The organism is Mesorhizobium sp. M0317 (genome assembly GCF_040321555.1).
Taxonomy (GTDB): Bacteria; Pseudomonadota; Alphaproteobacteria; order Rhizobiales; family Rhizobiaceae; genus Mesorhizobium.
On record NZ_JAMYRV010000053.1, the window covers coordinates 1 to 23,565 of the forward strand.

The window sequence follows — 23,565 nt, forward strand, 5'->3', positions numbered from 1 at the left end:
GCAGAGTTCTATACTCGCCCGGCGCCGGCGGCCGCCGCTCCCGCGCCGACCGGTGCGGGCGGCCAGAAGGCGATCTGCTACGAGGAACGCACCTCGACCGCGCAAGGTTCGGCCGAACCCGGCAGCATCGTCTGGTCGCTGGTGCAGGAATCGCCCGGCGGCGACCTGCCGCCCGAGCCGGCGATCCGCGCCGAGGCGACCATTCCCGGCAAGGACATCCAGCTGCGCATGACCATCCGCCGCAATACCGACCAGACGCTGCCGGCCAGCCACATCATCGAGATGATCTTCCTGACGCCCGAGGGCTTTGACGGCGGTGGCGTCGACAACATCCTGCGCGTCGCCATGAAGAGTTCGGAACAGGATGCCGGCAGCCCGCTGATCGGGATTCCGGCCAAGATCGCCGACGGCTTCTTCCTGGTGGCGCTCAACGACACCAAGGCCGACGAGGACGCCAATATGACCTTGCTTCGAGGCCAGGACTGGATCGACGTGCCGGTGGTCTACAAGACCGGACGCCGGGCGCTGCTGACCATGGAAAAGGGCATTCCGGGCGAGAAGGTGTTCGACGAGGCGCTGAAGGCCTGGCAGGCCAAGACGGCAGGTTGACGGGCGGCAGTAGCGGCTGCCTTCGCTCAGAAGCCCTGGAACAGCATGTCGAGCGCGGCGACGATGTCCTCGTGATGTCTAGAAAGGTTTCCCTCTGGCATCCGCAATTCGGACGCGCTGAAGGCCGACACAAACTGTGTGACCATCACAAGATCTTTGCCGTTTATAGCGAAGGTCGGGTGCAGGCGGCGACCAGGAAGCGGGGCAATCTCGGGCGGCATCAAAGGAACGACCACCCTCGTGCTCAGCCCTTCAAGCATATCTGACTGCACGTTGAGAAGATAACCGTCGCTCTCGGTACTCCGATAGAAATCGTAAGGCGCCATCAGAACGGCCGGTGTTTAGCCAATGGCAGTCCGTTCTTTCGGACATATTCGTTGGAGCCTTCGATGGCTTCCCTGTTTTCTTCTTGCCATCGACGCGTTTTCTCCGCCGCAATCGCTTTCGCGATCCCTGCTTCGGCAGCGCGGGAGATGTTGATGCCCAACGCTTTGGCGTCCTTGATCAGCTGAGAGTCAATGGACGTGTTGACAGAGGTCCGCTGAGTTTTTGGCGTCGATTGAAGCACGGAGATGCCTCCTTTCATGCGCACAATATACGCGCATAAAGACCGCAGGCAATGCTACCCCTCCATCTCCTCACGCAGCATTTCCAGCTCCAGCCACTCTTCCTCGAGTGCGGCCAGCGTGGCGCGTTCCTTGTCGAGGGCGGCGATGGTCTTTTGGAACGAGGCCGGGTCGCGCTCGTAATAGGCGGGATCGGCAATGTTGTTTTCCAACCGCGAGATCGAGGCCATTATCGCCTCGATCTTCTTGGGCAAGGATTCCAGAGCGAATTTCTGCTTGAACGACAGTTTCTTCGACGGCCCTTTTGGCGCTGCCGGCTCGCTCTTGCCCGCCGCCGGCGCATCGCTGGCTTCGGCCTTGGCGCGCGCCTTGCGGTCGTCGAGCCGGGTGCCGCCGCGCTGCGCCAGCATGTCGGAATAGCCACCGGCATATTCGATCCAGCGGCCGCCTCCGTCCGGGGCGATGATGCTGGTGACGGTGCGGTCGAGGAAGTCGCGGTCGTGGCTGACCAGGATGACCGTGCCGGCAAAGCCGGCGACAAGTTCCTGCAACAGTTCCAGCGTCTCCATGTCGAGATCGTTGGTCGGCTCGTCGAGCACTAGAAGGTTGGCCGGCCGCGCCAGAACACGCGCCAGGAGCAGCCGCGCCCGTTCGCCGCCGGACAGCTCGCGCACCGGGGTGCGCGCCTGTTCCGGCTTGAACAGGAAATCCTTCATGTAGGACACGACATGGCGCTGCTCGCCATTGATGACGAGGTTTTCGCCGCGCCCGTCCGTGAGATACTGCGCCAGGGTCTCGGCCGGATCGACCGCCTCGCGCTTCTGGTCGAGCGTGGCGATTTCCAGATTGGTGCCGAGCCGCACCGAGCCGGCGTCGGGCTTCATCTCGCCGGTGAGCATCTTCAACAGCGTCGTCTTGCCGGCGCCGTTCGGCCCGACAAGGCCGACGCGATCGCCGCGCTGAATGCGGGTCGAGAAGCCCTTGACCACGGTCAGGTCGCCAAAACTCTTCTCGATGTTCTTGGCCTCGATCACCAGCTTGCCGGATTCGGCGGCGTCGCTGGCCACCATGGTCGCCGAGCCCTCGGTGCCGCGATGGCCGCGAAAACGCTGGCGCATGGTCTGCAGTTCGCCCAGGCGGCGCATGTTGCGTTTGCGGCGAGCCGTCACGCCATAGCGCAGCCAATGCTCCTCGCGCACGATCTGGCGGCCGAGCTTGTGCTGTTCGCGCTCTTCCTCTTCCAGCACAAGGTCGCGCCATTCCTCGAAATGGCCAAAGCCCTTGTCGAGGCGGCGGGTCTGGCCACGGTCGAGCCAGACGGTGGCGCGCGAGACGCGTTCGAGGAAGCGACGGTCGTGCGAGATGACGATCAGCGCCGAAGACGTCCGGACAAGCTCTTCTTCCAGCCATTCGATGACCGACAAATCGAGATGGTTCGTCGGCTCATCAAGCAGCAGAATATCGGGTTCGGGCGCCATGACGCGGGCAAGTGCTGCGCGGCGCGCCTCGCCGCCGGAGAGATCGTTGGGGTTCTCCGTGCCGGCGAGGCCGAGATGCTCCATCAGATATGTGGCGCGGTAGGGATCGTCGGCAGGCCCAAGCCCGGCCTCGACATAGGCGCGCACATTGGCAAAGCCGTCCATGTCGGGCATTTGCGGGAGATAGCGCACCGTTGCCGAAGGCTGGCGGAAGACCTCGCCGTCTTGCGGCTCGATCAGACCAGCAGCAATCTTCAGGAGCGTCGACTTGCCGGAGCCGTTGCGGCCGACGAGCGCGATCTTGTCACCGGCGGACGCCGTCAGTTCGGCGCCATCGAGCAGCGGCGTGCCGCCAAAGGTCAGTCTTATGCCGTCGAGGTTGAGAAGGGGCGGGGCCATGTCAGCTTTCAGGCAAGGGGTAGGGGTGGGCGAGCAGCAGCGCGCGGCCATGGCCGAGCGCTATTTCGAGGCCTCCCCCGGTCGTGTTGGACTTGACCTCGTTCGAGATGGTCAGCGACGAGCCGAACACGACCTCGACATGGTCGAGCGGCCACTTCGCGCCGGACACGGTGAGGCCCGAAAGATCGGAAAAGCCGAGCACCGAAAACAGCGTTCCGTCGGCATAGTCGAAGCCGGCCTTGCCAGGCAGCAGAGGGGCGCCTTCCTGCGCTCCGCTGGTCAACAGCACTTTTGTCCCGGCCTCGGCCAGCCGCAGGCTGAGCGCCAGATGGAGGAAGGCGTGGTCGGCGCGCTTGCCGCCGAAAGCGCCGGCCAGCACCAGGCTGGTGGCGCCGCGTTCCAATGCCGCCGCGATCGCCAGTTCGCCATCGGTCTTGTCCTTTTCGGGAGGAAACACCTCCCGCGGCACGGCGGCGAGATCGGCAGGCAGGTCCGCCGGCACGGAATCGAAATCGCCGACCCACAGCTCCGGCATCAGGCCGAGCAGGCGGGCATGATCGATGCCGGCGTCGGCGGCGATGACGCGCGTGCCCGCGACCTGGCGGTCGAGCCGCGGCGTGCGGACGAGATCGCCGCCAAGCAGGATGGTGAATGTGCTCATATCCGCTGGCCCTTACCAGCCCCGCCGACGAAACGGAAGGCCGATCGGCACCGTCACTCTTTGTTGGAGCATGATCTTTTTCCGGAAACGGATTCCACTTTCCGGGATCATGCTCGGGCAAACTTCCACTTGCGTGGCACCTTGGCCGGGCCTATGTGTCGAAACGCTCTAACGGGGTGCCGGACGCGATCTTCGCGGACCGGCTGAGAGGCAGTCTCGCCAACCCGCTGAACCTGATCCGGTTTGTACCGGCGGAGGGATTAGACGCTTCGGACAGCCCGACGCCTCAATTCCTTTCAACACGAATGAAGGAGGCGCCGATGCGCATGTTTTTGTCCCGTCTTGTCCCAGCGCTGGGGCTTGCTGTTTCGCTACTGGCAAGCTCTGCGTCCGCGCAGGAAAAACTCACGATCTATACCTATGAGAGTTTCACTGCCGACTGGGGTCCGGGCCCCCAGGTGAAGAAGGAATTCGAGGCCGAGTGCGGCTGCAGCGTCGACTTCGTCTCGGTGGCCGACGGCGTCGCGCTGCTCAACCGCGTCAAGCTCGAAGGTGCCTCGACCAAGGCCGATATCGTGCTTGGTCTCGACACCAACCTCACCGCGGAAGCCAAGGCTTCCGGCCTGTTTGTCCCACATGGCGCGGTGGCTGAAAACAACGTGCCGGGCGGCTGGAGCGACGACACTTTCGTGCCCTATGATTATGGTTATTTCGCCGTCGTCTACGACACCGAAAAGCTGAAGAGCCCACCGAAGAGCCTGAAGGAACTGGTCGAGGGCGATGCCGCCGACAAGATCGTCATCCAGGATCCGAGGACGTCGACGCCGGGCCTCGGCCTGCTGCTGTGGGTCAAGTCGGTCTATGGCGACAAGGCGCCGGAAGCCTGGGCGAAACTCAAGGGCAAAGTGCTGACGGTGACGCCGGGCTGGAGCGAGGCCTACGGCCTGTTCACCAAGGGCGAGGCGCCGATGGTGCTTTCCTATACGACGTCGCCGGCCTACCACATGGTGGCCGAGAACACCGGGCGCTACCAGGCGGCCTCGTTCGAGGAAGGCGAGTATCTGCAAATCGAGGTCGCCGGCATCACCACCACGGGCGCGAAGAATCCGCTGGCGGCGAAGTTCCTGGCCTTCATGACCGGGCCGAAATTCCAGGATGTCATTCCGGAGACCAACTGGATGTTCCCGGCCGGGAAAACCGACAAGCCGCTCAATCCGGCTTTTGATAGGCTGGTCAAGCCGGCGAAGACCTTGCTGTTCAGCCCGGAAGAGGTCGCGGCAAATCGCAAGGCCTGGGTGGATGAATGGCTGGCGGTGATGAGCAAGTAGGAATTCAGGATGGCGCTTGAACACCCCCCTCTGGCGTGCCGGCCATCTCCCCCGCAAGGGGGGAGATCAAGCGCTCAGAAGCTTTCGTCAACCTCCAACGCGGCGAGGATGGGGCGGGGAGCGAAGCTGCTAATCTCCCCCCTTGCGGGGGGCATGTCCGGCAGGACAGAGGGGGGTGGGCGGGAACTCGACCTCCATGAAATATTTCCGTCAGCAGCCAACATGCGATGTAGGGTTGGATAACACGAAATGCGTGCGCACTATCCCTCTGACCCCCGCATCACGGCCGGCATTGTCGCGCTTGCGGCAATCGCGCTGCTGATCGGTGGCGCCTTCGCCGGCCTTATCCGCGAAGGCGCGCACGACCTTTCCGGCGCCGCGTCCGCCTTTGACCTCTATCTCCTGCGCGTTGTCCGCTTCACGCTCTGGCAGGCTGCGCTCTCGACTCTGCTTTCCGCCGTACCGGCGCTCTTCGTCGCCCGGTCGCTGTCGCGGCATCCGCGCTTCTTCGGACGCGGCTTCATCCTGCAGCTGTTCACTGTGCCCCTTGCCTTGCCGGCAATTGTCGGAGCGCTGGGCATACTGGCGCTCTATGGCCGCGCCGGTTATTTCGCCGCGATCGGTGGCCAGAGCTGGCCCGACATCTATGGGCTGCCGGGCATCCTCGTCGCCCACGTCTTCTTCAACCTGCCGCTGGCCACCCGGCTGTTCCTCGAAGCGCTGGGCACGGTGCCGGCCGATCAATGGCGGCTGGCGAGCCAGCTCGGCATGGGAGCGAGGCCAGCCTTCCGGCTGATCGAGTGGCCGGTGCTGCGCGCCGCGCTGCCGGGCATCGCGGGGCTTGTCTTCATGCTTTGCATCACCTCCTTCACCATCGTCCTGATCCTCGGCGGCGGGCCGGCGGCGACGACGCTGGAAGTCGCCATCTATCAGGCACTGCGTTTCGACTTCGATCCGGCGCGAGCGGTGACGCTGACCGTGCTGCAGATCGCGCTGACTTTTGCCGTCATGCTGGCGCTGACGCGGCTTGGCGCCAATATGACCGGCGACGCCAATTTGCCTGTCGCGCCGCGCCGCTATCACTTGGTCGGCAAAGCAGAAACAGCGTTCAACGCCGTCCTGATCGTGCTCGCCTTGCTGTTCGTCGCCGGACCGATGGCGGCCACCGTTGCCTCCGGCCTCGGCGCCGATCTCGGCCGGCTGGCGGGCGAGAGTGCCGTGCGTCAGGCGACCCTGACCAGCGCCGGTCTCGCCCTCTCGGCGGCGCTACTTTCGGTGGCGCTGTCGCTGTCGCTGATCATGGCTCGGCGGGCACTGTCGCTGCGCCGCCGGTCCAGTGCCCGTTCATTGCTCGAACATGCCACCGACACCGGCGCCGGCTTCGTCCTCGTCGTGCCGCCCATTGTCATCGGCGCCGGCTGGTTTCTCCTGCTGCGCGCGGTCAGCGATGTCTTTGCCATCGCGCCGGTCATGGTCGTCACCGTCAATGCGGTGATGGCGATGCCCTTTGCCATCCGCGCGATGCGCCCGGCCTATGATGCGGCGAGCGAGCGCCACGAAAAGCTGTGCGCGCAGCTCGGGATTGCGGGCTGGAACCGGCTGCTTCTGGTCGACTGGCCGTCGCTCCGGCGGCCGCTGGCCACCGGCTTTGCCTTCGCCATGGCGCTGTCGCTCGGCGATCTCGGCGTCATCGCGCTGTTCGGCAGCGATTCGGTGCAGACCTTGCCCTATCTCCTGCTGGCGCGCATGGGCAGCTATCGCACGGCCGATGCTGCCGGGCTGGCTTTGCTGCTCGGGGCGGTCTGCCTTGCGTTGGTGGTCGCGGCAGACTGGCTGGGACGGGGAGAGAGATCGTGACGTCCGCTGTGGAGAAAAGCACGACCGTCCGGCTGGACAAGGTCTCGTTCAGCTATGGCGGAACGTCATTCCTGTTCGATGTCGAATTCGACACATCGAAGATCACCGCCATCATGGGGGCAAGTGGTTCGGGCAAATCGACCTTGCTCAATCTGGTGGCTGGTTTCGAGACGCCGCAGTCCGGTCGTGTGCTGATCGGCGGCGCCGATTTCGGCGTCGAGCCGCCTTCGGTGCGGCCGGTGTCGATGGTGTTCCAGGAAAACAATCTGTTTGCTCATCTCTCGGTGGAGAAGAATGTCGGGCTCGGCCGCTCGCCATCGCTCAACCTGACCGAGGCCGATCGCGCCGCGATCGCCGAGGCGCTTGACCGCGTCGGCCTGGCCGGCAAGGAAAAGCGCCTGCCGCGCGAACTCTCCGGCGGCGAAAGGCAGCGCGTGGCGCTCGCCCGCGTTCTGGTGCGCGACCGGCCGGTGCTGCTGCTCGACGAGCCGTTCGCTTCGCTCGGGCCAGCACTGCGCGACGACATGCTCGACCTGGTGGCCGGCGTTCATGCCGAGCGGGCGATGACGGTGCTGTTCGTCACGCATCAGCCGGAAGACGCTCGCCGTATCGGCGAGCAGATGGTTTTTCTGGACAATGGCAGGGTTGCCGCGACGGGACCTGCCGCCGATTTTTTCGACGGCACTGGCCCTGAAGCGTTTCGGCGCTATATCGGCGCAAGTTCGGGCGGATCACGCGATATTGCCCGGAAGCGGACATAATTTACGACCAAACCGGCTACAGGTGATGTGGCGCTTGCTTGCCATGGTCCAGTCGATGTGGCTAGGTCCGCTTAGTACTGGTCCGGCACGAGCCGTGATTTGCCCCTACAGCGCCGCACCCGGCCGGATGCGTAAACGCTGTAGGTTTTTTGATGTGTGCAGGATTGCCAACGAAAACCGATTTTTCGCTGGCGCGGACCCCGGTCCAAATCATGCGCCGAGAGCTGAAGGAACGCCGTGCTGCCGACCGGCACTGACACTTTGAAACGCAGACCGCTGGTGCGCTTCCTCGCGCTGGCCGGCCTTGCCGTGGCGCTGGCCAGCTGCCAGATGTTCACGCCTCCCGAAGTGCAGGAATCCGGCTTCCAGCCTTCCGACAAGCCGATCACGGTCGACAATGTCGCCGCCAACAGCAAGCTTGCCGAACTGGCGAAGGCGCAACATCCGCGCATCCTTGCCACCTATGGCGGCGAATATTCCGATCCCAAGCTCGAGCGCATGGTGGCCAAGGTTGTCGGCAGCCTGACCGTGGTGTCGGCCAATCCGACCCAGACCTATCGCATCACCATCCTCAATTCGCCCAACGTCAACGCTTTCGCGCTGCCGGGCGGCTATCTCTACGTCACCCGCGGCCTGCTGGCGCTGGCCAATGATTCGGCCGAACTCGCCGCCGTCATCGCGCATGAGATGGGCCACGTCACCGCCAATCACGGCTTGCAGCGCCAGCAGCTCGAGGCCGAGGAAGGCCTGGCGACCAAGGTGGTCTCCGATGTGCTGGGCGACAGCCCGACCGCCAAGCAGGCATTGATCCGCGGCAAGCTGAGGCTGGCGCAGTTCTCGCGCAACCAGGAGCTGGAGGCAGACGCGATCGGCATCAAGTCGATCGGCGAGGCGGGTTACGATCCCTATGCCGCCGGTCGTTTCCTGCAGTCGATGTCGGCCTATACCGATTTCCGCTCGATCAGCGGCGCCACCGACGCCAGCCTCGACTTCCTGGCCACGCACCCCAACACGCCGCAGCGAATTGATCTGGCGCAGCGCCACGCCCGCCAGTTCGGCGCGCCGGGCATCGGCACCCGCGACCGCGATTCCTTCCTGGCCGGGATAGACGGCCTGCTCTATGGCGACACGCCGGAAGAGGGCTATGTGCGCGGCCAGACCTTCCTGCATCCGGGCCTCGGCGTTTCGTTCACGGTGCCCGACGGCTTCATCATCGACAATTCGGCGGCGGCAGTGACGGCGACCGGTCCCGGCGACATGGCGATCCGCTTCGACGGTGTGTCGATCGACAAGGATCGTGCGCTGACCGACTACATCAGAAGCGGCTGGGTGGCCGGTCTCGACGAGACCAGTGTGCGCCAGGAGACGATCGACGGCAACCAGGCGGCGACCGCGCACGCCGGCGCCGATGGCTGGCAGTTCGACATTGCGGTGATCCGCGCCGGCGGTCAGGTCTACCGGCTTTTGACAGCGGCCCCCTCGGCCAGCACGACACTCGATCCGGTGGCACGCTCGGTCAGCGGTTCGTTCCGCGTGCTCAGCCCCGCCGAGAAAGCGGCACTGAAGCCGCTGCATATCCGCGTCGTCACGGTACAGGCCGGGCAGACGATGGGCACACTTTCGGCGCAGATGGTCGGCGTCGACCGCAAGCTCGATCTGTTCCGCGTGCTCAACGCGATGTCGCCGGGCGCCTCGGTTTCGGCCGGCGACAAGGTCAAGATCGTCACGGACAGATAGCGCCGGTCTTCGTCAGAAACCCCAGCCTTCGTAGTGCTTTTTTCTGAGATAACTTTTCTGAGATAACTCGGGGCGGTACCCCTGTTCCTGGCAATCTCACGCTGCCATGAATTCGGGGTTCTGCTTGACCAGCGCGAGCTTGAGCTTTTCCATGGCGCGGGCCTCGATCTGGCGGACACGCTCCTTGGAAATGCCGAGCGTCTCGCCGAGCGCCTCAAGCGTCGCACCTTCGTCGGTCAGCCGACGCTCCTCGATGATCCTGAGTTCGCGGGCATTGAGCGCGCGGAGCGCCGTCTTCAGCCACATCAGGCGCCGTTCGACGTCGATGGTGTCGCCGGCGACCTCGTCAGGCAATGGATCGTCCGAAATCAGGAAGTCCATCCGCTCGGTGGTACCGGCCTCATCGGCGAGGGGTGCGTTGAGCGAAGAGTCAGGTGCTGAAAGCCTGGAATCCATCTTCTCGACATCGGCCTCGGAGACGCCGAGGGCTACCGAGACTTCGCGGTAGAGCGTGGCGTTAGAGATCGGCTCGGCGCCGTTGGCAAGACGGGCGCGCAGGCGCCGCAGGTTGAAGAACAGCGCCTTTTGCGCCGAAGAGGTGCCGCCGCGAACGATCGACCAGTTGCGCAGGATGTAGTCCTGCATCGAAGCGCGGATCCACCATGTCGCATAGGTCGAGAAGCGCACCTCGCGCTCCGGCTCGAAACGCGCGGCTGCTTCCAGCAGCCCGACATGGCCCTCCTGGACCAGATCGCCGAGCGGCAGGCCGTAATGTCGGAATTTCGAAGCCATGGAGATGACCAGCCGCATATGGGCGACGGTAATCTGATGCAGCGCCTGCTGATCCTGGTCTTCCTTCCAGCGCAAGGCGAGAACATGTTCCTCATCGCGCTCGAGGTAAGGGGCTTTCATTGCCGTGCGGACCATGGTCCGTCCTGCCGTGTCTTCGATCATGCCGCGCTCCTGCTCCCGGACATTTTCGGACGGCCTGGCGGCCGTTATCTCTGTTTGACGCAATTCCGAGGGAAACCGCTTTCCCACTTTCCTGGAATTGCTTCGGGCCTAGCGCAGCCAAGGGTTCTTGAAATGGAAACGCGGCGCCCTACAACAAGCCATGAACGTGCCACACCGGGGATTGGTTCCGCCGCCGATGGCGGTTGTTTTGTGCGGTCCGACAGGGCGCATCGACACCGCAGATCGGGATTATTGGCACCGATCCGAGCTGCTTTGAGAATCTGATTTCTGGATCGTCGTTTTTTTGAAATCTGGTTCCTTATTTTGCTGCGCTGTATCTGTCAGTTTCCGGCTCTCACAAGCGCCGGACACCGGCCAAGGACGGGATCACACAGAAATGAAATGGCTCAAGTCGCTCATCGTCGCCGGAACGCTTCAGGTTCTGGCTGTTACATCAGGCCATGCCGGCGCCAATCTTGACCAGATCAAGCAGGCCGGCACCCTCAAAGTCGGCACCGAAGGCACCTATGCGCCCTTCACCTATCATGATGCTTCCGGCGCGCTGGTCGGCTTCGACGTCGAGATCGCCAAGGCGATCGGCGACAAGCTCGGCGTCAAGGTCGAGTTCCTCGAAGGCAAATGGGACGGGCTGATCGCCGGCCTCGACGCCAACCGCTACGACGCCGTGATCAACGAGGTCGGCATCACCGACGCGCGCAAGGCCAAGTACGATTTCTCCGATCCTTACATCGCCTCCAAGGCCGTGCTGATCGTGCGCGGCGACAACACCGACATCAAGACCTTCGCCGACCTCAAGGGCAAGAAGTCGGCACAGTCGTTGACATCGAATTTCGGCAAGCTCGCCGAGACCAACGGCGCCGAACTCGTCGGCACCGACGGCTTCGACCAGTCGATCCAGCTGCTGCTCACCGGCCGCGCCGACGCCACCATCAATGACAGCCTGTCTTTCCTCGACTTCAAGAAGCACAAGCCGGACGCCAATGTGAAGATCGCCGCGCAGGAAGAGAACGCCGACTATTCCGGCGTCATCGTGCGCAAGGGTGATCCGGAGCTGGTCGCGGCGATCAACAAGGCGCTGGCCGACATCAAGGCCGACGGCACCTACAAGAGGATCGCCGATACGTATTTCGGCCAGGATGTCTCGCAGTAAAGACCATCTCCCGGCGGTTTGCCGGCAATGACCAATAGCGGCGGGCCGTCTTTGACGGCTCGCCGTTTTTCGCATGATATGAGAAGCACACAATCGCACTGCCGTCACCGCGGCGGTCTGTGAAGGAGGAGCCGTTCGTGCCGCACTGGCTACACCTGATGCTGGACTCGTTGCCGACACTGCTGTGGGCGGCGTTGATCTTCACCGTACCGCTGACATTGCTATCGTTCGCACTCGGCCTGTTCGTCGGCCTGGTTGTCGCCCTGGTGCGGCTGTTCGGTCCCAAGCCTCTGGTTGCCGTGGTCCGCTTCTATGTCTGGATCTTTCGCGGCACGCCGCTTCTGGTGCAGCTGTTCCTGATCTTTTACGGCCTGCCTTCGGTCGGCATATTGCTGGATGCTTTTCCGGCGGCGCTGATTGGCTTCACCCTCAACATAGGCGCCTACAGTTCGGAAATTATCCGCGCCGTGATCGGCTCGGTGCCGAAGGGCCAGTGGGAGGCGGCCTATTCGATCGGCATGACCTGGAGCCAGGCGATGCGGCGCACCATCCTGCCGCAAGCCGGCCGCGTCGCCGTGCCGCCGCTGTCCAACACCTTCATCTCGCTGGTCAAGGATACGTCGCTGGCCGCCGCCATCACCGTGCCGGAGATGTTCCAGGCGGCGCAGCGCATCGTCGCCACCACCTATGAACCGCTGATCCTCTATGTCGAGGCGGCGATCCTTTATCTGGCGATGAGCTCGGTGCTTTCGGCCTTGCAGACGCGGCTGGAGGAGCGGCTCAACCGCTATGGCGGCTTCCTGGAGGCGCGCTCATGATCGGCCTCACCGACATCGAAAAGCGCTTCGGCGACAATCTGGTGCTGAAGGGCGTGACGGTCACCATTGCCGAAGGCAGCGTCACCGCGCTCGTCGGCCCCTCCGGCGGCGGCAAGAGCACACTGCTGCGCTGCATCAACCTGTTGGAGATCCCGACCTCGGGCATGGTGCGCATCGGCGACGAGACGCTGGAATTCCGTCCCGGCATCAAGATCCCCAGCCGCGACATCCAGCGCCTGCGGCTGCAGACCGGCATGGTGTTCCAGAACTTCCAGCTGTTCCCGCATCGCACCGCGATCGAGAACGTCATGGAAGGCCTGGTGACGGTGCTGAAATGGCCGACGGCAAAGGCGCGCGAGCGGGCATTGGCGCTGCTCGAGAAGGTCGGCATGGCGCACAAGGCGGACGATTGGCCGGCAACGCTGTCGGGCGGCCAGCAGCAGCGTGTGGCCATTGCCCGCGCCCTGGCGCCGTCGCCGAAAGTGCTGCTTTGCGACGAGCCGACCTCGGCGCTCGATCCGGAACTGGCGCAGGAAGTGGTCGACGTGCTCGGAAAGCTCGCCAGCGAAGGCACCACCATGGTGATGGCCACGCACGACCTTCGCCTTGCCTCCAAGATCGCGCAGGAGGTGGTGTTCCTCGATGCTGGTGTCGTCGTCGAGAAGGGGCCGTCCACCGTGGTGTTCAGCAATCCGGAGCGGGAACGGACCAAGCGTTTTATTGCGACGCTGAAGCAGGAGGCGGAGAAGGAAGCCGGCGGCTGAGCCTTCTACGTTCCCCTTGTGAAGAGGTCGGACGGAAGGTCCGGGTGCGGTCTGGTGTCGTCCCCATCCTCGCTGCTTCGCAGCGACCCTGCCTGGGCGAGCCACGGGTCTCGCCTGTCCTTGGAACCCCACAAGGGGGTAAAAACAAACCCGGCACAAGGCCGGGTTTTTCATGAATTCGACGGTGAAAGCGATCAGGCAGCTTCTTCCTGCTCGGCTTCCTCATTGTCGGCCTTGGCGCCGCGCTTCGGGCCCTTGTTGAGGTTGACCTCGATCAGGCGCACGGCTTCGGTTTCCGACATGCGGTTGACTGCCGCGATCTCGCGCGCCATGCGGTCGAGTGCCGCCTCATAGAGCTGACGCTCGGAATAGGACTGTTCCGGCTGGTTGTCGGCACGGTAGAGGTCGCGCACGACTTCCGAGATCGAGATCAGGTCGCCCGAATTGATCTTGGCATCATATTCCTGCGCACGGCGCGACCACATGGTGCGCTTGACGCGGGCGCGGCCCTGCACGACCTTCAGCGCGCGCTCGACATAATCCTCTTCCGACAGCTTGCGCATGCCGATGGAGGTCGCCTTGGCGACCGGAACCTTCAGGCGCATCTTGTCCTTCTGGAAGTCGATGACGAACAGTTCCAGCTTGTGGCCCGCAACTTCCTGCTCGTCGATCGAGACGATCTGGCCGACGCCGTGTGCCGGATAGACGATGTACTCGCCGGTCTTGAAACCGTGGCGTGCCGAGGTGGACTTCTTCTGCGGGGTGATCGTTGCCATTACGCCCTGAACTCCTTGTTGTGGCACCGGCGGCCTGCCGGTCCGAACGCATGCGACCGGGGACACCGATCGTTAGCCGCACAACAGATGAACCCATCGGAAAAGCCGGGACCGGCAAACCGCATACATAGCGACTGCCTGGCCCAGATCGCTCTGGTCCGATTGGGGATTTCACCTTTCAGTGATTTGGGGCGCTTGCGCCATAAATCGACGTTGTGTCACCGGCATGTTTCAACTGGTGTAGCACAAAAAGTCGGAAGAATCAAGGTTTTGCTGCAAACGCGAAGGTCGAGCGACATCGCCGCCTGTCAAGGCAGTTAATGTATGAGGCGCGTTACGCAGCGTTATGACGATCCAATAGGCCGCACTTTTTTGCTTTGCGCATCACCCTTTCCGAAATCGATTCCGATTTCAGCGTCATGTGCTCAGTCGCCTTCGCCGGGCTCGGCGGAGAAATATTTCTCGAACTTGCCGGCTTCGCCGTCGAAGCTCTTGGCATCTGCCGGAGGCTCCTTCTTGGCGGTGATGTTGGGCCATTTCTCGGCGTATTCGGTGTTGACCTGCAGCCATTTGTCGAGGCCCGGCTCGGTGTCGGGCTTGATTGCATCGGCCGGGCATTCCGGTTCGCAGACGCCGCAGTCGATGCACTCGTCGGGATGTATGACAAGCATGTTCTCGCCCTCGTAGAAGCAGTCGACCGGACAGACCTCGATGCAGTCCATGTACTTGCATTTGATGCAGTTGTCGGTCACGACATAGGTCATTGGTCGGCTCCGGGACGTCCCGTTCTTGCTAGAGCGACGTGCGTCCAATTGGACGCACAAAGTCCGCTCTGACACTTTGAATCTGCGCATCGTGCCTTCCGAAAAATCGATTTCCGATTTTCGGGCCGATGCGGCGGCTTTTTTGGTGAGGTAACGCCTTTGCCTGCCGCTTGCAAGGGCAGCCATTGCAGGCGGGGCCCGCGTGTCCGGAATGAAATTCCAGACCGCCGGCATGGCGCAGACGGCCAAGGCTTCAGTCTTCGCCGAACAGCCGGTCGGTTTGCCTGCGCTCTTTCTTGGTCGGCCGGCCGCTGCCGGCGTCGCGCAGCGCCGGAATGGCATCGGCAACAGCCTCGCCTTTCGGCGCCGGCGGCGGGGACATGTCCTCGTAGAGCGTGCGCGCTTCCTCGGCCGGACCGCGCCGCACGCCGGTGCCAAGCACCTTCCAAATGAAAATACGGCGCTCGTGCGTAATGGTCAAAACGTCGCCAGGCTTGACCAGATCGGAGGCCTGCGCTGCTTTGTCGCTGTTGATGCGGACGCGTCCGGCGACGACCAGCTTGGCCGCCAGCGAGCGCGATTTTATCGCGCGCGAAAAGAACAGCCACTTGTCGATGCGCTGACGACCTTCAGCAACCATCGCAGCGAGTTATCTCTTGTTGGAGCATGATCTTGTCCGAAAACCGGTTCCACTTTTCGGGATCATGCTCAGAGCCTACTTCTTCAGCTGGTCGCGCAAGGCGGCGAGCTTGGCGAAGGGCGAGTCCGGATCGAAGCGCGCAGGGCGTTCCTCGCGTGGATTGGCTTGGAAAGCCGGCTTGGCGCCTTGCGGTCCGCCTTTGCCTTCCGGCCTGCCGCCTTTCCAGTCAGGCCGGCCCTCGCGCGGACGCTCGCCTTGCGGCTTGCCGTCGCGGCGCTGTTCGCCCTCGGCCTGCGGCTTGGGCTTGAACTTCGAACGGTCGAAGCGTGGCTTGGCGGCACCGTCGCGCTGGTCGCGCCGGCCCTGATAGGCCGGCCGTTCGCCCGGTGCCGGCTGTCCGCCGGCAGCGTCGGCCGGCGCATCGGCGCGGCCAGCCTGGCCGTTACGCGGGCGATTGTCCCGGCCTTGACGATGGCGCGGGCGCTGCTCGAAACGACCCTGCCGCCACAGCAAGATGGGCTTTGGCGCTTCGGCCTCGGGGACAGGCTCAGCGCTTCCACCCTCCCCCTCGTGGGGAGGGTCGGCGCGCAGCGCCGGGGTGGGGGCAGCGCCGGCGTCGGCGGTTGCGCCTGAAGTGTCTGCTGTGTCTGCACCTGCTTCGTTAACGCTGTCACCCCCATCCGCGTCGCTTCGCGCCGCGACCTCCCCCATCGAGGGGGAGGTAAGGGCGTCGGCGTTTTCGGCGACGGTGGCGTCGGCGCTTTCGGGGACGGTGTCGTCAGCTTCTGCAACAGCCGGAGCTTCTTCCGCGATTTCTATGGGAGCTTCGACCTGTTCTTCCGCGACGGGCTCCGCCGTTGCTTCCTCGATGGCTGGAGCTTCGGCGGTGGCTTCAACGGCCGCAGTTGGCTCCGAACCCTCGGGAGGCGCGCCCGGCTGAGCGTCCGCAGCAACGGCCGCTGCGACTTCGGCGACGGGCTCCTCAGCCGTAATCTCGGTGGCTGCATCCGGCTCCGACCCAACGGCCGGCGCCTCAGCGACGGCTTCACTTGCCACGGCTTCCGCCGCCTGAGCCTGCTCGGCCTTTGCTGCGGCTTCCGCCAGCTTGGCCGCAGCCGCTTGCCGCGCGGCATTGTCCTGCGCTTCGAGCCGCGCCTTCACCTCTGCCGGCGGCTTCGGCTCGGCGCGATAGCCGAGACCTTTCAGGATCTCTTCCATGTCGTCGGCGGTGGCGCCGAGGATGGACATCATCGGCGGCGTCACCATGAAGGACTGGCCGTCATAAGCGCCGTCGGGGCGCTGTCCCAGACCGGGCTTCCAGTTGGTCGCAGGCCGGATCAGGTCGGCCAGCCGTTCCAGAATGTCGATGCGCACGGCGCGGCGCCCGAGATTGCGGTAGCCGGCGAGCCTGTAGAAGCTCTTGTCGAAGGCCGGGTCGATGACCACCGATGTGCGGCCGGAGGCCAGCGCGTGCACCACGTCGCCAAAGCCGGGCTTGTCCTTGCCGTCGTTCTTCAGCGCCCACAACAGCGTGATCAGTCCGGCGGGCGCCGGCTTGATCAGCGCCGGCACGAAAACGTGGTAGGCGCCGAAGCGCACACCGAGCCGGCGCAAGGCGGCGCGACCCTCCTGGTCGAGCGACTTCATTTCCTCGGCGATGTCGCGGCGGTTGATGAGGCCGAAATGCTCGACGAGCTGGAAGGCGATGCCACGGCCGATGCCGGCGATCTGCTCGGCATTCTTCAAGTCGACCAGCGGCTTCAGCAAGGATTCGATCTGGAAATTGACGAAGCGCTCGGCGCGCGCGGCGACCTTGTCGCGGGCGGGACCGGTCAACTGCTCGTCGGCCAAAAGCACCAGGCGCGGCTTCAGCGCGTCCTCGCCGGCAACCAGCGTGCCGATCGGCGCGCCGATCCAGCGCAGCGTGCCGTCGGAGCCGAGCGCAAGGTCGCCATTGGCGCAGGCGCCGAAGCGTTCGGCACGCGCCTCGAACTCGGCGGCCAGCGCTTTTTGCGCTGCCGTACGCACGGCCTTGGCGTCTTCGCCGCCGGCGCTCTGATCGGCGGTGAAGCGGAACCCTTGCAACTCGCCGACATGATGGCCTTCGACAAGGACGGTTCCGGTAGGACTGATTTCGGCTTCAGGCATTGTATTTTCTCTAAGGCGCCGCATGAGGACGGAAGTCCTGCGGTCTACAAACCGTTTCGTCAACCGCTCATGCAGCGCATCCGACAATCTGTCTTCGATTTCGCGCGTCTTTTCCCGCCAGTGTGCCTGATCGGCCAGCCAGCCCGGCCGGTTGGACACGAATGTCCAGGTGCGTATCTGGGCAATTCTGTGCGACAGCGTGTCGATATCGCCTTCGGTGGTGTCGGCGCGGCGCACCTGCTCGGCCATGTAGTTCTCATCGACATGGCCGTGTTTGGCGAGGTCGGTGTAGATCGAGGCGATCAGGTCGGAGTGCTGGGCCGGCGCGATCTTGCGGTAGTCCGGCAGAGCACAGGCTTCCCACAGCAGCGCGACGCGCTTGGCATTGGTAGCCAGCGCGCGGATGTCCTCGTCGCGGGAGAGATGTTCGAGCGCCTGCGCATCGACCGCCGGCAACGCCCGCGTCAGGCCTTCGACCGGCGCGTTGGCCTCGATCGAGCGCTTCAGGGCGTCGAGGCTGGCGAAGTCGAAATGCGCGGTGCGCCATTGCAGCACCTTTACCGGATCGAACTCATGCCCCTCGATGCGCTTGACCAACTCCTCGTCCAGCGGATCGACCTGGCCGGTGACGCCGAAGGTGCCGTCGCGCAGATGCCGGCCGGCGCGGCCGGCGATCTGGCCGAGCTCCGCCGCCGTCAGGTTGCGGTACTGGTAGCCGTCGAATTTGCGGTTCTGGGCGAAGGCGACATGATCGAGATCAAGGTTGAGCCCCATGCCGATGGCGTCGGTGGCGACGAGATAGTCGACGTCGCCTGCCTGGAACATTGCCACCTGGGCGTTGCGGGTGCGGGGCGACAGCGCGCCGAGCACGACCGCCGCTCCTCCTTGCTGGCGGCGGATCAGCTCAGCGATGGCATAGACCTCGTCGGCGGAGAAAGCGACGATGGCCGTACGCCGCGGCAGGCGGGTCAATTTCTTCGAACCGGCATAGGCCAGGTGCGACAGGCGAGGGCGCGTCACCACCGAGACGCCTCTCAGCAGCTTTTGCAGGATGCCATGCATGGTGGCCGCGCCGAGCAGCAGCGTTTCCTGGCGCCCGCGCAGGTGCAGGATTCGGTCGGTGAAGATGTGGCCGCGCTCGAGGTCGCCGGCGAGCTGCACCTCGTCGATGGCGACGAAGGCAACGTCGGTCTCGCGCGGCATGGCTTCGACGGTGCAGACCGAATATTTCGCGCCGGGCGGCTGGATTTTTTCCTCGCCGGTGATGAGCGCCACCTTGTGGGCGCCGACCTTTTCGCAGACGCGGGCATAGACCTCGCGCGCCAGAAGGCGGAGCGGCAGGCCGATAATGCCGCTCTCATGCGCCACCATGCGCTCGATGGCGAGATGGGTCTTGCCGGTGTTGGTCGGACCCAGCACGGCAGTCACGTCGCGGCCCGAGAGGATCAGCGGCTCGGTGTGTTTCGGTTGGATGTTCATCGGCCTGGAGATGAGGCTTTCTGCATCGTGTTGTCGGGAGCGCGCCTCGCGTGGCGCGTATGACAGGCGACACATAGGGATTTCAGCCGCGAAGCGAAAGCGGAATGTTCCGGCCGGCAATCCCACGGTTCGTCTTTGAGGTCTCAATTAACAGTTGGAACGAGTCTGGAACGAATCGGCGACGAATCAGTGACTCCGGCAGATTCAGCTTTTGTTCACGGCTACATGTGGATTTTGCGAGCCTGAGTCTCACCATATGCTGAATCGCGGAAACTGGCCCGATTCCTGCAAGGCGACCATTGGCGTTAACCTTTGCCGGCGGGGCATCGTCGTGATCCGATACGCCTCGGCCAACATTATGAAATGGCTGAATTTTCTTAATCGGCCTTAACCATTTTCCGGTGGTATTCGGCCTTGGTCGTTAACGTTCCGCTCAAAGCCGGAACGAATGGGTGACGAATCGGCGATGGCGGGATTTTCCTGGTTTGTTCACCCCAACATGTTGTGTTGTCCACAGCTTGTCCACCGAGAATTCACAGCTTGCGAACCGGGTTTTGCACAGGGCGCCTGGAAATCGTTAATCTTTGCGTGCCGGAACGGGTCAATGTCTCGCGCGCAGCCCGGGGAACATCGCCGGCCGGCGATGAAAAACGGGCCATAAGGCGGCCCGTCCTACCGGGCGAAATGCTGTCGTTCAGGCGAAATACTGGCCGCCATTGGCTGTGATGGTCGAACCGGTGATGAAGCCGGCGTCTTCGGAAGCGAGGAAGACGACGCAACGCGCGATCTCTTCCGGTTCGCCGAGGCGGCCGACCGGAATCTGCGGGATGATGCGTTCATTCAGCACCTTCTCGTCGATCGCCTTGACCATCTCGGTGGCGATGTAGCCGGGGCAGATGACATTGACTGTGATGCCCGCGCGCGCGCCCTCCTGCGCCAGCGCCTTCGAGAAGCCGATGTCGCCGGCCTTTGCGGCGGAATAGTTGACCTGGCCGGCCTGGCCTTTCTGGCCGTTGATGGAGGAAATGGTGATGACGCGGCCGAATTTGCGGTCGCGCATGCCGCCCCACAGCGGATGCGTCATGTTGAAGACCCCAGACAGATTGGTGTCGATGACTTCCTTCCACTGCTCGCGCGTCAGCTTGTGGAACATGGCGTCGCGGGTAATGCCGGCATTGTTGACCAGCACCGAGACCGGGCCGAGATCGGCCTCGACCTGTTTGATTCCGGCGGCACAGGCGTCGTAGTCGGCGACCGACCATTTGTAGGCCTTGATGCCGGTTTGTGCGCTGAACTTCCCCGCTGCCTCGTCATTGCCGGCATAGTTGGCTGCAACGGTGTAACCGGCATTCTTCAGGCCGATCGATATGGCGGCGCCGATGCCGCGCGATCCACCGGTGACGAGCGCTACTTTGGTCATTGAAAGTTCTTCCTCCCTTTGGTCGGAAGAAGGGAATAGGGAGTAGGGAGTAGCGAGTAGGGATCGATATCCCGCCGCGCTGCTCCTTCTTCCCCATTCACTACTCCCTATTCACTACTCACTTCTCTTTCACAGCGCTTCCACGCACAGAGCGACGCCCATGCCGCCGCCGATGCACAGCGTGGCAAGGCCCTTCTTGGCGCCGCGGCGGCGCATCTCGAAAACCAGCGTGTTGAAGACGCGGGCGCCCGACGCGCCGATCGGATGGCCGATGGCGATGGCGCCGCCATTGACGTTGACGATCGACGTATCCCAGCCCATGCCCTTGTTGACGGCGCAGGCCTGCGCGGCGAAGGCTTCATTGGCCTCGACAAGGTCGAGGTCCTTGACCGACCAGCCGGCCTTCTCGAGCGCCCGCTTCGAGGCGGGAATAGGTCCGGTGCCCATGATCGCCGGATCGACGCCGGCCGTCGCCCATGAGGCGATGCGCACCAGCGGGGTGATGCCGCGCCTTGTGGCTTCAGCCTCGCTCATCAGCAGCGCGCCGGCGGCGCCGTCATTGATGCCCGACGCGTTGGCGGCGGTCACGGTGCCGTCCTTGTCGAAAGCCGGCTTCAGCTTGGACATGGCGTCGATGGTGGCGCCGTGGCGGATGTACTCGTCCTGGTCGACGACAGTGTCGCCCTTCCTGCCCTTGATCGTGAAGGCGACGATCTCGTCCTTGAACTTGCCGGCCTTCTGCGCGGCCTCGGCCTTGTTTTGCGAGGCCAGCGCAAACTGGTCCTGGTCGTCGCGGGTGATCTGGAACTGGCGGGCGACGTTCTCGGCGGTGTTGCCCATGTGGTAGCCGTTGAAGGCGTCCCACAACCCGTCCTTGATCATGGTATCGATCATCTTGTAGTCGCCCATCTTGACGCCGGCGCGCAGGTGCTCGGCGTGCGGCGACAGCGACATCGATTCCTGGCCGCCGGCGATGATCACAGTGGCGTCGCCGGCGGCGATCTGCTGCATGCCGAGCGCGATGGCGCGCAGGCCAGAGCCGCAAACCTGATTGAGCCCCCAGGCGGTGGTCTCCTTGGGCAGGCCGGCATTGATCGACGCCTGGCGGGCGGGGTTCTGGCCCTGCGCGGCGGTCAGCACCTGGCCGAGAATGACCTCGTCGACTTCACCCGGCTCGACGCCGGCGCGCGCCAAAAGCTCCCTGATGACGACGGCGCCAAGTTCATGCGCCGGGGTGGCGGCGAAGGCGCCGTTGAAAGAGCCGACAGCCGTGCGTGCGGCGCTGGCAACGACGATTGAATTGGAAGCGGACATTTTTCTCTCCAGACTTCGAGGTGTCGTGTTCTTGGGGGCTTGTTGGGACTTTTCTTGCCCGTTCCACACCCCAAGTCAAACCGGAAATGGGCATGCCGGCCAAGCGCCGCAAGCAGGGCGTGAGCGGCCGGCGGGATCGCCCAACCTTTGCTGCGCAGCATAATTGGCCGGCCATGCAGCAATAAATGATGCCGCACTGCACAAAGCGCTTGGAATTATAGAGCTTTTGCGCATATCCTTAAAAATGGCGCAATCGTTACCGGCGGCTTACTCAGGCGCGCCGGTGTCCCGGGAGGATGCTGATGGCCGCGAAAGACGACCCTATCATTATCAAGAAATATGCCAATCGCCGGCTCTACAATACCGGCACCAGCACCTATGTGACGCTCGAGGATCTGGCCGAGATGGTCAAGAAGGGCGAGGAGTTCACCGTCCAGGACGCCAAGACCGGTGACGACATTACCCATCCGGTGCTGACGCAGATCATCTTCGAACTGGAGAACAAGGATGGGCAGAACATGCTGCCGATCCCGTTCCTGCGCCAGCTGATCGCTTTCTATGGCGACCAGATGCAGCAGATCGTGCCGAGCTTCCTCGAACAGTCGATGATGGCCTTCTCCAAGGAGCAGGAGCGGTTCCGCGAACAGATGAAGGGCGCGATCGGCAAGTCGCCGCTGGATGTGATGAAGATCGCCACGCCGATCAAGGCGCTGGAAGAGCAGACACGCCGCAACATGGAAATGTTCCAGAACGCGATGCGCCTGTTCACGCCGTTCCCGACCGCCGCCACAAATGCTGCGGCCGCGGCTGCACCCGAGCCGGCCCGCAAGGATGTCCCGGAAAAAAGCGGCGACGACCTTCAGGAACTGAAGCAACAGATCGCCGCCATGCAGCGCAAGCTCGACACGATGTCGTAGAGGCGGCCGGGCAATGGTCTGAACCGGCTCAACCCGGCTGGGCCTTGCCTCACGGGTCGATTTTCAGTTGCCACGGTTCCCAGATATCGTCGGGCTGGCCGTCGAGCGAGCGGTAGAAGGCTTTGGCCGGCGAGTTGGATTTCAGCACCGTCCATTTGATGGCGGAGGCGCCAATGCTCAAAGCGTGTTGGCGAAGCTGTTCAACAAGCGCATGGCCGACCCCCATGCCGCGCGTCGCTTCAGTGACGTAGAGTTCCTTCAGCCAGACAGCCGGCTTCAGGTCGTAGGTCCAGGGGATGAGGTAGTGGACGGCGATGCCGACGATCACGCCCTCTCGCTCCGCCACCAACACGCCGAACCGGGGCGATGGCCCCAGCCCGTGCTCGATGAGGTTCGCTTCGGTGACGCGAAGCTTGTCGTCATAACCCTCGAAGACGGCTAGCGCCCGCATGAGGGCGAGCACCGCACCGACATCCTGGCGCTCGAATGGACGAATTCTAACCATCGCCTTCTGCATGCTTGCTCAGTCTTCAAGGCCGACCATATCGCGTGGCCTCACGCGTGCAAGACACCGGGCTCCTTGCCTGAAGCGAAAGGAAGGTCCTCGTCCTGCCAACCGGTTATGCCGCCGATCATGATCTTCACGGGACGACCGAGGCTGGCCAGCTTGAAGGCCGCCTGATCCGCGCCATTGCAATGCGGTCCCGCGCAATAGACGACGAACAGCGTCTTTTCGGGCCATTGCACCATCCGCTCGGCCGATATTTCGCGGTGCGGCAGATGCAGCGCGCCCGGCACATGGCGGCGTCCATAGGCTTCCGGCGAACCGACCACATGCAGGAGAACAAAGTCCGGCTCCCCGGCACGCAGTGCGGCGGCGACGTCGGAACAGTCGGTCTCGACGGAAAGCCGGCGCAGAAAATGGTCGCGGGCGATATCCGGCGATGCCGCCGGAATGTCTGTCACGTGGCTCATCCTCGTATCTCCATTGCTGATGCGACGGA

The 23,565-nt window shown here is 63.7% G+C and carries 21 protein-coding genes, 1 pseudogene and 1 riboswitch; of the genes and pseudogenes, 9 read left to right on the plus strand and 13 right to left on the minus strand.

Features of this window, described 5'->3' with window-relative positions; genetic code table 11:
- Positions 1 to 609, plus strand: a pseudogene (locus NKI88_RS27460) (hypothetical protein); the annotation flags it as partial.
- A 26-nt stretch (positions 610 to 635) separates the two neighbouring features.
- Here the strand turns inward: NKI88_RS27460 and NKI88_RS27465 are convergent.
- Genes NKI88_RS27465 through NKI88_RS27480 form a run of 4 tightly spaced genes read right to left on the minus strand, consistent with a single transcriptional unit; the run spans position 636 to position 3,713 of the window.
- Positions 636 to 935, minus strand: a complete 300-nt coding sequence (locus NKI88_RS27465; protein WP_352658543.1) for a CcdB family protein — start codon at positions 933 to 935, stop codon at positions 636 to 638.
- The gene (locus NKI88_RS27470) at positions 935 to 1,177 is read right to left on the minus strand and encodes a type II toxin-antitoxin system CcdA family antitoxin (protein WP_352658545.1); all 243 of its coding nucleotides are present in this window, start codon (positions 1,175 to 1,177) and stop codon (positions 935 to 937) included. The genes NKI88_RS27465 and NKI88_RS27470 overlap by 1 nt, the downstream gene beginning before the upstream one ends.
- A 54-nt stretch (positions 1,178 to 1,231) precedes the next feature.
- On the minus strand, positions 1,232 to 3,052 hold the full coding sequence (locus tag NKI88_RS27475; protein ID WP_352658547.1) for an ABC-F family ATP-binding cassette domain-containing protein: 1,821 nt from the start codon (positions 3,050 to 3,052) through the stop codon (positions 1,232 to 1,234).
- A 1-nt stretch (position 3,053) separates the two neighbouring features.
- Positions 3,054 to 3,713 carry a thiamine diphosphokinase gene (locus NKI88_RS27480; protein WP_352658549.1) on the minus strand — a complete coding sequence of 220 codons (660 nt, stop codon included), beginning with the start codon at positions 3,711 to 3,713 and terminating at the stop codon, positions 3,054 to 3,056.
- A 162-nt stretch (positions 3,714 to 3,875) separates the two neighbouring features.
- Positions 3,876 to 3,990: riboswitch (TPP riboswitch) on the plus strand.
- Positions 3,991 to 4,033: 43 nt separating this feature from the next.
- Between NKI88_RS27480 and thiB the strand changes: the two genes are divergently transcribed.
- From thiB to NKI88_RS27500, 4 genes are all read left to right on the plus strand, one after another.
- Positions 4,034 to 5,041: a thiamine ABC transporter substrate binding subunit gene (gene thiB / locus NKI88_RS27485; RefSeq protein ID WP_023752858.1), complete on the plus strand. Its 1,008-nt coding sequence runs from the start codon at positions 4,034 to 4,036 to the stop codon at positions 5,039 to 5,041.
- A 249-nt stretch (positions 5,042 to 5,290) separates the two neighbouring features.
- The gene (thiP, locus tag NKI88_RS27490; RefSeq protein ID WP_352658551.1) at positions 5,291 to 6,898 is read left to right on the plus strand and encodes a thiamine/thiamine pyrophosphate ABC transporter permease; all 1,608 of its coding nucleotides are present in this window, start codon (positions 5,291 to 5,293) and stop codon (positions 6,896 to 6,898) included.
- A complete protein-coding gene (thiQ, locus tag NKI88_RS27495) occupies positions 6,895 to 7,659 on the plus strand; it encodes a thiamine ABC transporter ATP-binding protein (RefSeq protein ID WP_352658553.1) in 765 nt (254 codons plus the stop codon). The genes thiP and thiQ overlap by 4 nt, the downstream gene beginning before the upstream one ends.
- 330 nt (positions 7,660 to 7,989) lie before the next feature.
- The gene (locus NKI88_RS27500; RefSeq protein WP_245260137.1) at positions 7,990 to 9,396 is read left to right on the plus strand and encodes a M48 family metalloprotease; all 1,407 of its coding nucleotides are present in this window, start codon (positions 7,990 to 7,992) and stop codon (positions 9,394 to 9,396) included.
- 96 nt (positions 9,397 to 9,492) lie between these two features.
- Here NKI88_RS27500 and NKI88_RS27505 read toward each other — a convergent pair whose 3' ends face one another.
- On the minus strand, positions 9,493 to 10,350 hold the full coding sequence (locus NKI88_RS27505; protein WP_023693606.1) for an RNA polymerase factor sigma-32: 858 nt from the start codon (positions 10,348 to 10,350) through the stop codon (positions 9,493 to 9,495).
- Between the two features lie 397 nt (positions 10,351 to 10,747).
- On the opposite strand from NKI88_RS27505, the gene NKI88_RS27510 reads away from it, so the two are divergent.
- The 3 genes from NKI88_RS27510 to NKI88_RS27520 all read left to right on the plus strand — a co-directional run bounded on the left by NKI88_RS27510 (position 10,748) and on the right by NKI88_RS27520 (position 13,103).
- A complete protein-coding gene (locus tag NKI88_RS27510; RefSeq protein ID WP_023712815.1) occupies positions 10,748 to 11,521 on the plus strand; it encodes an amino acid ABC transporter substrate-binding protein in 774 nt (257 codons plus the stop codon).
- Positions 11,522 to 11,658: 137 nt separating this feature from the next.
- Entirely contained in the window at positions 11,659 to 12,339 is a 681-nt protein-coding gene (locus NKI88_RS27515) for an amino acid ABC transporter permease (protein ID WP_023693608.1), read from the plus strand.
- Positions 12,336 to 13,103, plus strand: coding sequence for an amino acid ABC transporter ATP-binding protein (locus tag NKI88_RS27520; RefSeq protein WP_023673665.1), 768 nt, complete (start codon positions 12,336 to 12,338; stop codon positions 13,101 to 13,103). Before NKI88_RS27515 ends, NKI88_RS27520 begins: the two co-directional genes overlap by 4 nt.
- 194 nt (positions 13,104 to 13,297) lie before the next feature.
- Here the strand turns inward: NKI88_RS27520 and NKI88_RS27525 are convergent, their stop codons facing one another.
- The 6 genes from NKI88_RS27525 to NKI88_RS27550 form a co-directional block, all read right to left on the minus strand.
- Positions 13,298 to 13,879, minus strand: a complete 582-nt coding sequence (locus NKI88_RS27525) for a CarD family transcriptional regulator (protein ID WP_023673664.1) — start codon at positions 13,877 to 13,879, stop codon at positions 13,298 to 13,300.
- A gap of 425 nt (positions 13,880 to 14,304) precedes the next feature.
- Complete coding sequence (gene fdxA / locus NKI88_RS27530) at positions 14,305 to 14,643, minus strand: ferredoxin FdxA (protein WP_013529180.1); 339 nt, start codon at positions 14,641 to 14,643, stop codon at positions 14,305 to 14,307.
- A 253-nt stretch (positions 14,644 to 14,896) separates the two neighbouring features.
- Positions 14,897 to 15,283, minus strand: coding sequence for an RNA-binding S4 domain-containing protein (locus NKI88_RS27535; protein WP_023673663.1), 387 nt, complete (start codon positions 15,281 to 15,283; stop codon positions 14,897 to 14,899).
- 75 nt (positions 15,284 to 15,358) lie between these two features.
- Positions 15,359 to 18,910, minus strand: coding sequence for a helicase-related protein (locus NKI88_RS27540; RefSeq protein WP_352658556.1), 3,552 nt, complete (start codon positions 18,908 to 18,910; stop codon positions 15,359 to 15,361).
- A gap of 694 nt (positions 18,911 to 19,604) precedes the next feature.
- A complete protein-coding gene (gene phbB / locus NKI88_RS27545; protein WP_023698448.1) occupies positions 19,605 to 20,330 on the minus strand; it encodes an acetoacetyl-CoA reductase in 726 nt (241 codons plus the stop codon).
- A gap of 129 nt (positions 20,331 to 20,459) precedes the next feature.
- A complete protein-coding gene (locus NKI88_RS27550; protein ID WP_023673832.1) occupies positions 20,460 to 21,644 on the minus strand; it encodes an acetyl-CoA C-acetyltransferase in 1,185 nt (394 codons plus the stop codon).
- Positions 21,645 to 21,946: 302 nt separating this feature from the next.
- Here NKI88_RS27550 and phaR point away from each other — a divergent pair, with 302 nt between their 5' ends.
- Positions 21,947 to 22,561 carry a polyhydroxyalkanoate synthesis repressor PhaR gene (phaR, locus tag NKI88_RS27555; RefSeq protein WP_023685813.1) on the plus strand — a complete coding sequence of 205 codons (615 nt, stop codon included), beginning with the start codon at positions 21,947 to 21,949 and terminating at the stop codon, positions 22,559 to 22,561.
- Positions 22,562 to 22,610: 49 nt separating this feature from the next.
- Here phaR and NKI88_RS27560 read toward each other — a convergent pair whose 3' ends face one another.
- Both NKI88_RS27560 and NKI88_RS27565 read right to left on the minus strand, forming a co-directional pair.
- Entirely contained in the window at positions 22,611 to 23,066 is a 456-nt protein-coding gene (locus tag NKI88_RS27560; RefSeq protein ID WP_352658558.1) for a GNAT family N-acetyltransferase, read from the minus strand.
- 50 nt (positions 23,067 to 23,116) lie between these two features.
- Positions 23,117 to 23,536, minus strand: coding sequence for a rhodanese-like domain-containing protein (locus NKI88_RS27565; protein ID WP_023707263.1), 420 nt, complete (start codon positions 23,534 to 23,536; stop codon positions 23,117 to 23,119).
- Between the last annotated feature and the right edge of the window lie 29 nt (positions 23,537 to 23,565).